At 36.1% G+C, this 10151-nt stretch carries 7 protein-coding genes; 1 reads left to right on the top strand and 6 read right to left on the bottom strand.

Translation table 11 applies throughout. The features are described 5' to 3' along the window. Nucleotides 1-183 precede the first annotated feature (183 nt). Complete coding sequence (locus tag AC3AX0_RS00695) at nt 184-1917, top strand: ABC transporter ATP-binding protein (protein WP_487548382.1); 1734 nt, start codon at nt 184-186, stop codon at nt 1915-1917. Between the two features lie 188 nt (nt 1918-2105). On the opposite strand, the gene AC3AX0_RS00690 is transcribed toward AC3AX0_RS00695, so the two are convergent. From AC3AX0_RS00690 to AC3AX0_RS00665, 6 genes are all read right to left on the bottom strand, one after another. Then, nucleotides 2106-3560, bottom strand: a complete 1455-nt coding sequence (locus tag AC3AX0_RS00690; protein WP_487548381.1) for a sodium:solute symporter family protein — start codon at nt 3558-3560, stop codon at nt 2106-2108. An 18-nt stretch (nt 3561-3578) separates the two neighbouring features. Further along, nucleotides 3579-4736 carry a PucR family transcriptional regulator gene (locus AC3AX0_RS00685; RefSeq protein WP_487548380.1) on the bottom strand — a complete coding sequence of 386 codons (1158 nt, stop codon included), beginning with the start codon at nt 4734-4736 and terminating at the stop codon, nt 3579-3581. 134 nt (nt 4737-4870) lie between these two features. Continuing rightward, complete coding sequence (locus tag AC3AX0_RS00680) at nt 4871-5788, bottom strand: DMT family transporter (protein WP_487548379.1); 918 nt, start codon at nt 5786-5788, stop codon at nt 4871-4873. A gap of 25 nt (nt 5789-5813) precedes the next feature. Then, nucleotides 5814-7256 (bottom strand): Na+/H+ antiporter NhaC, encoded by a 1443-nt coding sequence (nhaC, locus tag AC3AX0_RS00675; RefSeq protein ID WP_487548378.1) that lies wholly within the window; start codon nt 7254-7256, stop codon nt 5814-5816. A gap of 118 nt (nt 7257-7374) precedes the next feature. Continuing rightward, nucleotides 7375-8469 carry an NAD/NADP octopine/nopaline dehydrogenase family protein gene (locus AC3AX0_RS00670; protein WP_487548377.1) on the bottom strand — a complete coding sequence of 365 codons (1095 nt, stop codon included), beginning with the start codon at nt 8467-8469 and terminating at the stop codon, nt 7375-7377. A gap of 361 nt (nt 8470-8830) precedes the next feature. Beyond that, on the bottom strand, nt 8831-10006 hold the full coding sequence (locus AC3AX0_RS00665) for a M20 metallopeptidase family protein (protein WP_487548376.1): 1176 nt from the start codon (nt 10004-10006) through the stop codon (nt 8831-8833). Between the last annotated feature and the right edge of the window lie 145 nt (nt 10007-10151).

Genomic DNA, 10151 nt, shown 5'->3' with positions numbered 1-10151 from the left:
ATATCGGATATACATATTGTGTCAAAACAAATCAAATAGTAATGGATGCATCTGGGTTATGCATATTTTAACTTTCTTAAGCTATAAACAAAGCAACTATGTTGCGTCAGACTGGATTAATATCAAAATTGCAATATTACGACAGAATTCAATATAATATACAATGACTGTCGTGGAGGTTATATGAATCTAATAAGAAAATTTTCATCATACTACAAGCCGCATATGAAGTTGTTCATGGTTGACATGTTCTGTGCTTTGGGAATAGCAGGTCTGGACCTTGTATTCCCCTTACTTTCAAGAAACATTTTGAACACCTATATACCTGACAAGAATCTGAGAGCCCTGGTTATGACAGCCGTAGCAATGCTGGTTCTATATATAGTCAGAGCCATCTTCAACTACATTGTCTTCTACTGGGGTCATGTTGTGGGAGTTAGGATGGAATACGACATGAGAAAGGACCTCTTTGGACATATCCATACAATGGATATAAGCTTCTTCGACAACAGTAGGACAGGAAAGCTCATGTCAAGACTTGTCAACGACCTTAACCTCATAACAGAGCTTGCTCACCACGGACCTGAGGACCTATTCATTTCAATCATCATGATTTTCGGCTCCTTTATCATACTGATGAACATCGAATGGAAACTAACTCTAATAATATTCTTCTTCATTCCATTTATCTTCATATTTGCTGTATGGAAAAGTTTAAAAATGAGAAAAAAATTCAGGACTGTTAAAGAAAAAATTGCAATTGTAAACTCACAGATAGAAAACAGTTTATCGGGTATACGTGTTGCAAAAGCTTTTGCAAACGAAGCATTTGAAGAAGAAAAATTCCAGGAAGGTAACATGACCTTCAGACTTTCAAGAACAGATGCATTCAAGACAATGGCTGAATTCTATTCGACAATTTATCTCTTTATGAATCTGCTGACCCTTGCAACAATAGCCTTTGGGGGATATTTCGTCTACCTTGAAAGGATAACCTACGGAGATATGCTAGCCTTCATTCTTTATATCAGCTTTTTTTTGGAACCTCTCAAAAAACTTACAAACTTTGCGGAGCAGTACCAGAATGGAATGTCTGGATTCGAAAGATTTTCTGAGCTTATGGCTATTGAGCCTAAGATTAAAAACATTGAAAATCCAAAAACTCTATCTGATGTAACCGGAGACATATCAATAGAAAACGTGTCCTTCTCCTATGAAGATAACGAGGAAAACAAGGTTCTCAAAGATGTAAATATTAAAATCAAAGCTGGCAAGACTATTGCTCTTGTAGGTCCTTCTGGTGGAGGAAAAACAACACTCTGCCATCTCATACCTAGATTTTACGATGTTACAAATGGTGAAATCAAAATAGACGGCGAAAATATAAAAGATTTTTCAATCAAGTCACTTAGAAGCCATATAGGACTGGTACAGCAAAATGTATTCCTCTTCACCGGAACAATAAGGGAAAATATAATATATGGAAACCTTGATGCTACGGACGAGGAAATGATAGAAGCAGCTAGAAGCGCAAGCATCCACGACTACATTACATCACTTCCTGAAGGATATGACACCTTCATAGGTGAAAGAGGAATCAAACTATCTGGAGGCCAAAAACAGAGGCTTTCCATTGCAAGGGTTTTTCTTAAGAATCCTCCAATACTCATTCTCGACGAGGCCACCTCTGCCCTTGACAATGCAACGGAATTAGTCATCCAGGAATCACTGGAAAGACTGTCAAAAGGAAGAACCGTCCTTGTAATAGCACACAGACTTTCAACAATAAAAAACGCCGACGAGATCATAGTAATCAACGACAGCGGTATCCAGGAACAAGGATCCCATGAAGATTTACTGGAATCAGGTGGTATATATTCAAATCTTTACAAATCACAGTTCAAGGGATTTATGTAATGCTCAAATAATATACCAAACAAAAAACATCAGCTAACTATATCATTAGAGATTTCGCTGATGTTTTTATTATTTTTGTTTGGCAAATTTTATCCATCCAACTATTGTTGCACATACCGCAAATAATACCACCGCTGCTGAAAAATATACAATAAAATCGATTACCATTTTATTACCTCCATATGTCTTTATACTCTCTCCACTTCATTCCGGTCAATTTCCTCAGGTCTAAATAGACCTTTAGCTTCATAGTTGGATGTTATTGCCTGCACTATTATAAGAACAACCAGGTTTGCTACTATTCCCGCTATAAGTGAAGGTATTCCAAATGGTTCTCCCAGTATTTTGGGACCCCATATAACTGTAATAATCATACCTGAAATTATGGACGGTACTCCTGCATATGGTGAAATCTTTCTTTCCATCGCCTTTCCCCAAATCAAAGCAACTACAATAGGTGGCACAATGGAAGGCGCCCACAGATAGTAAGTGTAAATCATCAAATCCATTACACTTGGAACCGTTACTGCAGCCATAATTCCTCCTGCTCCGATTATTATAGTTGACAGTTTAGATACTTTCAAAAGCTTCTGGTCGTCTGCATCCTGGTTGATAAACTTATTGTATATGTCTCTTGTGAATATTACAGCTGCGCTGTTTAATATGGAGTCTCCTGTAGACATTATTGCTGAAAGCATGGCTCCAAATACAACGCCCACAACTCCTATAGGAAGAAACTCTCTTACAACCATACTCATTACAAGGTCCGGATTGGTATTTGGAATTAGTATTACACCAGCCAAGCCTATCACTATAGCCATTATAGTAAAAAATCCGTAGTATACTCCGAATAATGTCACACCCCATTTAGTGCTCTTTGGATCTTTGGTTGTCAAGTATCTTTGAACATAAAAAGGAGCTATTGCTTCTCCTAGGAAAAATGTGAGAAAAAATGCAAGAAGCTTCAATGCAGGCCATCCTGCCGTTATAGAGGTATGCATTTCATCCAGATTTGCCAGCAGTGCTTCTCCTCCACCTACTTTATTGTAGATTATGACTGCCGACAAGGTTATTCCTGTAGCAAGTACAATGAATTGCACTGCATCAGTATATATCACCGCCCACATACCTCCTGCCCATGTATATACGACAACTATAACTGAAGCTATAATAGTCATGGGAATTAAATCAAATCCGGTTATTGTCTGTAGTATCCTACCCATTGCCAATAACTGCACACCAAATATGCTGACACTATATATGAATGTAAATATACCTGTTACAAACCTACCGGCCCTTCCATAATAGTATCCCATTACATCGCCAACAGTATAGATATTCCCCATTTCTCTCATTTTGGGAGCTATAAATATTCCTGTCAGCACCTGGTTTAAAACAAAACCTATTGTGATTACAAAAATTACTATTCCAGTATGATATGCATAGGCAACCCTGCCTATTGTTGCTCCTCCTCCAGTTGCAGTTGCAGCCATTGTTGCAAAAAGCAAGGCTGTCGGTATCTGTCTTCCTGCAACGGCATAATCGTCAAAAGAATCAATCTTTTTAGATGAAAAATATCCTATTCCCAATATTGCCAGAAAATAAATAAATATTATAGATAAATCAAACAATCCTACGCCCATTAAAATATCTCCCTATATTTATATAAAACTTTCAATACAATACCCCAAATACAATTTGAAACGATCATCAGTGTTTGATAAATCGCACTCCAGTATTTTCTCAATTTTTGTTATTTGATAATTTACAGTGTTTCTGTGAATAAATAATGTTTCTGCTACTCTTTGTAGGCTTCTATTATTAACTATGTATAATCTCAATACTTCCTTATAATTAGTATCATTTGTTTTGTCGTATTCCTCTAATATCCCAATGGAATTTTCATAATACTCCTTTAAAACTCCCTTTCCACACACTGAAGTCAATACTTTATATACTCCAATATCCTCATAATGAATCATTTTGTTTGTTTCTACCTTCGGCTTGCTGACCTTTATACAATTTATTGCCTGTATATAACTGGCAGATATTTTTGTAATACCCTCCAGATTTTTCCCTGTTCCTATATAAAAATCATATTCTGTATGAAGTAACGCATTAAACACTCTAGATAAAATATTTTTAATTTCATCAGCTGAATAACTTGAAAACAAAACAATAATACTTCCTTTTCCATCAATCACCATTGAACGGTCACCGGAAGACATCAATATCCTTTCAACCGTTTTAATGATACTTGCAGTTTCATTGTATTGCGGCTGGTTTTCAATATCACTGAATTCAAAAATAGACATACAATATGTATCATCTTCTAGAAAACCATACTGATTAAAAACAGGAATATAGTTATCTTCTTTATCCGGGAAGGAAATAGCATTCTTCAATGCATTTTCCAAGTCTTTTTCCATACGTTCCGATTCTATAAACAGCAAGCTGAAATCCTTCATCATCTTTGGAAGATTATATTCCCAAGGAACCCAAAATAGTGGATAATCATTATCATTACAGTATTCTATCAATTCCTCCGGTATTCGTTTAATATTTCTTCCTACATGAACTACAGTTCCACTAGATTTTTTTTCATTCTGCATTTTAACCAATTCAATTAACTCTTTTTCATCGTTTATAGCCAAGCCTGTTATGAAAAGCAATAAATTTTCTTCCATATAATCTATTATTTCTTTGGTTTCCATAACTCGGAACCATTTAACTTTATTGGTCAATCCCTTTTCGCCTGCAATTAGGGAAATTCCGTGTTTTTTTGCTACATCTAGTAATTCGAATACTCTAACTCCCATTCATCAAGCCTCCATAATTAACTTTATCATATAACTGTCTTAATTGGAATGGAAAGCGGGTAATAAACTCCAATAAAAAAACTGACCAGGATTTACTAATCCTAATCAGCAATATAAATTGTTCAAATAATATTTTAAGATATTTTATCAAGTAATTTTTCATTATTTTTGGATACTGACTGTTTTCTATCAAAGACTGTTAACAGAACAACTGCAGTCAAAATCACGAAAACACCTATTGCGGTTTTAACTCCAAAAGATTCTGAAAATATGAATACTCCTATAACGATGCTGGTAATCGGCTCAAAAGTACTAAGAATAGAAGCACGTTGAGATCCAATTTCTTTAACTCCAACTTGAAACGAAATAGTTGCACCTATAGTCATCACCAGTGCAAACGAGATGCTTAGAACCCATCCCATAACTGTCAAATTGCTAAATGAATTTGTCAATGCAGTAAATATACCTAATTCAACTGATGAGACAAGGGCCAGGTAGAATCCCAATGTGAATGGCTTTATACTTGAAAGCCCACTCTTGTCAAGATAAATGATATAAAAAGCATACGTAATACCAGATGAGAAAGCTAATAGCATTCCAGTCGCATTACCTGTTTGTCCAGGTGTATAGAAAAGAAAAATACCCAGGGTACATAAAATTACACTTAAAATTTTAACTCGATTTGGTTTATCATTGAAAAACACAAAGCAACCAATCAAAACAAATACAGGATAAACGAAATGAATAGTCATTGCCATTCCTGATGAAATGAAATGATAAGATGAAAGCAATAAAACCGGAGTACTAACAAATCCTAGTGATAGTATTACAATCTGCTTAAAACTTTTAGGTGATATTAAACACTTAGCTTCTTCATGTCTCATTAGAAGAAAAAGTGCTGGTAGTGAAATCAAACTACGCATTAGCGTAAGAAGAACTGCATTACCTCCATTAATATAAATGTTTTTTGCAAACAATGGCATGCTACCAAATAATACGGCCGATAAGATTACCAAAACAAATCCTTTATTTTGTACAAACATATTTTTCATTATACATATGCCCCCATTTTTCTGTTTATTTAACAACTACTTTTAATTTTTCGTTTTCACCTGCATCATCAATTCTAGCAATACCAAATCCTGTAAATGCACAAAACATTGATGCAACTATACCAAGATAACATGAAATAGCCCATATTCCATAATCTCCTACACCAACTCCAAGTACTTCAACATAGAATATTCCTGAAGCACCCCATGGTACAAACGGCAACCACATCGTTGCGGAGTCTTCCAGTGTTCTGGAAAGGTTTTTTGCATGAAGTCCCATTTTTTTGTACGTATCCTTCAGCATGGTACCAATTATTATGAAAGCTACTGAAGCCACACCTGCCGTAAATACCATTACCAGGCTTCCAATTATTGTAATGCCTATAAGTTTCCACACTTTGTTTATCTTGCCACTTAAGGACCCCATAATCACATCAAGACATCCTATCTTTTCGATAATACCTGCAAATGAGTAGCCACAAATTATTGTAACAACTATATTCATCATGGACATCATTCCTCCACGATTGGCAAGCTTGATTACAGGTTGAATAATTGAAGAAGGATCAATGCCTTTTGCTGCCACCATGTTAACATTAAACCCTGATACAACCGCTGTGACTCCATCATTAAAATCAAGTCCATGAACAAATGCACCTAATAGTATTGCTACGGCTGAAGATAACAGCATCAACGGTACTGTAGGCTTTTTCAAAATAGAACCTGCCAATATTACCACTACCGGTAAAAGCAACAACACATTCCAGTTATATATTAAATCAAGATTTTCCATTAGTAGTCTAATGTTCTCACTATTTCCTGCTTCATTTCCCGAAAACTTGCTTCCGACTATAAAATACACTATTAAGCCTATGGTAGCAGTTGGAAATGTTGTATAAAACATATGTCTGATGTGTTCAAATAATTCTGCTCCGCTAACCAATGGAGCTAAATTGGTTGTATCGGATAATGGAGAGAGTTTATCTCCAAATACACCACCAGCAATTACTGCCCCTGCAGCCATCCCTAAAGGTATACCCATTTGACTTGCAACACCCATCAAAGCAACTCCAGCAGTTGCAGTAGATCCCCAGGCAGTACCAGTAGCCGTGGAAACAATTGCAACAATTATAAATGCTGTTACCAGGAACAAAGACGGGTTAATAAGCTTTAAACCGTAATAGATCATCATGGGAACAGTACCTGAATATATCCATGTTCCCACTACAATACCAACTGATAAAATTATAAATATTGTCGGCATGCACTGTTTTAATTTTTCAGAAATTCCTTCTTCCATCTCTAAATATGTATAACCTAATTTATTACCTACAATAGCTGCATATACCGCACTAACAATAAGTAGTTGCTTGATACCTATATTAAAAATCCCTTTACCAATACCTATTGATGCAAACATAAATACTATTACTGATAAGGCTAATCCTAACGATGGTTTCTTCTTCATAATTTCTCCCTTCTTTAAAAAAATTTAAAACATCACTCAAAACTATATATTTTTCAATTCAAGCTGTAACTAAATTGGATTCATTGCCCAACACTTTTACAGCTTGAATCTTTTTTACTTATACCCTTGCAATCAAATCTTTTAAAGTTGCTCCTTCAAATCCTAGCTTTTTCAATGTCAAACCTTCCTCACGGAAATCTCTTTGAAGCAAGGTTCCACCCAAAGTAATTACTGAATCGATATTTGGAGTTGGTACTCCTGCTGTCGTGCCCAGATCTGACCATAATACTAGACCTGTAGAAATATCTTCTGTAAAATACCTTGAAGAACAGCTTAATGGACCTTTTATCTGAGTAAATACTTCACTTGTATTAAACAGCTGCTGCAATTCATCCGTTTCGTTACTAAAATATCCTCTTCTTGCTCTAGATTGAACAGCATCCTCAACTTCAAATCCGAATGCTTTTCCTATTGCAACCTGCTCACTTTCAATACTGCGCAAAATATTTGTAGTATGTTCAGTGATTCCTTCCTTATACAGCCAAAAGTCCCCTTTAGAATAGTCAATTCTTCCAGAATTCATAAGACATGGACCAGGATGTACAACTGGGTTACCGTTTTCCAATGTAACATGCCATATGTCTTGTGCTGCTACCAATCCATCATATAGTTGAGAACAAGCATCCAGAAGTTCTTCTGTATTATCTTTCGGATATGCAGCCACAAACAGTTTCTTCACCCTTAGTGACAATTCCACTCTTGCTTCTTCATAAAATGCTCTTGTTCCATAAGTCAATGAATTAGCTTCACAGATTTTGAAGTTTTTATTGATTCCCATTTCATTGGCTTTATTCACAAATCTTACAGATCCCATAGCTGCAGCACCATTTAAGAAAATAACTTGTTCTTCATTTACTACTGGAGCAAGAACTTCTGCAAATGCCTCAATTGCAAATCCTGGAACTACGATCATAATTACCTGTGCATCTTTAATTGCTTCTTTAATATCATCGGTGACTGTTGCAATTTCTACGAATTTTTCGCCCTTGTCATCCTTCAGTAGCGCTCCGCCTTTTTCCTTTATTGCACTTAAATTCGAAAAATATTGAGGTAATTCGTACAACGAAGTTTCCAAACCTTTTGTTTTTAAATCGACAGCGGCAGTAACCCCACCATTACCTCCACCTAATATAGCAACTTTCCTTACTTTCATATTAATCCTCCTAGAATTTTAATATAATGCATTAACTGTTCTGTATATCTAATTCTAGCAAACGTTTTACCTGATTGATATGGGCGGCAACCCAAAATACTATGTACTGCAGTACATAATGTTAATCGCTTATTAAATCGTTTTTCATTCTATAAAGATCAAGTAGAAGGTAGTTGATTAATTCAATCTACATTCAAAAAATAAGAAAGCTCCGTTCAGGGAACAGAGCTTTCTTACTATCATAAGGATGATAATTTTATTTGTGAGGTCTTGACTTCGAGGTACTTCAATCCACCTTATAAATTAGTGATTGTAGTACCGAGGGAGTAGGGAACAAATCAAATTATCATCCTAGTCACACTTATCTAAGAAGCTCCAATACTGATTCAACCTGCATGAGAACTCCAATTCTCAAACATTCCTCGTCTACTCTGAAATTCTTGTTGTGAAGAGGCTCTACTATGCCTTTTTCTACATTTCCACCGCCAAGATGATAGAAAGCCGATGGAATAACATCTGTGAAGTAGGAGAAATCTTCTCCTCCCATGCTAGGGAATTCCTTGTACATTATCTTATCTTCGCCAAGTAACCTCTTGGCAGTTTCATCTATTTTATTGAGAACATCATCGTCGTTTATCAGTGCTATGTATCCATCATTGAATTCGATATCAGCACTGCCACCCATTCCAAATGCAACACCTTCCGCAATGGCTTTTATCCTTTTCTTTGCGTCAGTTCTTGATTCAGTGTCAAGTGCTCTCAAAGTTCCATTCAATACAACCTCATCTGTGATTATATTTGACTTTGTACCTCCGTAAATTTCCCCGAAGGTAAGAACTACTGAAGTCAATGGAGATACGTTTCTGCTTACCAATGTTTGAAGACTAGTTATGACCTGTCCTGTTATTACTATTGCATCTATTGACTTGTCCGGGTATGCCGCATGTCCTGATTTACCATTTATTGTTATTTTAACACCACCGGAATTTGCATTCATCTGACCGAACTTCAGCTCCACCATACCCACAGGAACATTTGGCATTACATGAAGACCTATGGCATGGTCAACCTTTGGATTTTCAAGACATCCATCTTTAATCATCCTTTCGGCTCCTCCAATTGCCTCTTCTGCAGGCTGAAAGAAAAGCTTCACATTTCCTTCGATTTCATTCTCCAAATCCTTGAGAATCTTACCCATTCCTAAAAGAATAGTAGTATGAACATCATGACCGCAGGCATGCATTACTCCCTCATTCACAGAACAATAGTCGTAATCCGCCTCTTCAGTTATTGGTAGAGCGTCTATATCCGCCCTTACTCCTATTGTCTTTCCAGGACCTTTCCTGCCTCTGATTATACCCACTATTCCAGTGTCGGCATAACCTCTTTCATATTCTATTCCCCAACTGTCCAGATATTCGCAGATTTTATCCCCAGTTCTTATTTCCTTGCCACTTAACTCGGGATTCTTATGGAAATCCCTTCTGATTTCTACAAGCTGGTCATACATATTGTTTACATTTTTTTTTATATCCATGTCCTTATATCTCCTCAATAAGATAATTCAATATTTTAAACACCTTATTATCCTTAATATAAACCCTTGGTGTTCTTCTGGTAATTCTTGCTATTAGCTCATTTTTGTTTGTTTTTCCAAGCTTTGATACTTCCTCTAGGGACAA

The organism is Dethiosulfatibacter sp. (assembly GCF_983023055.1).
This window is presented reverse-complemented; position numbering and strand designations above follow the sequence as displayed.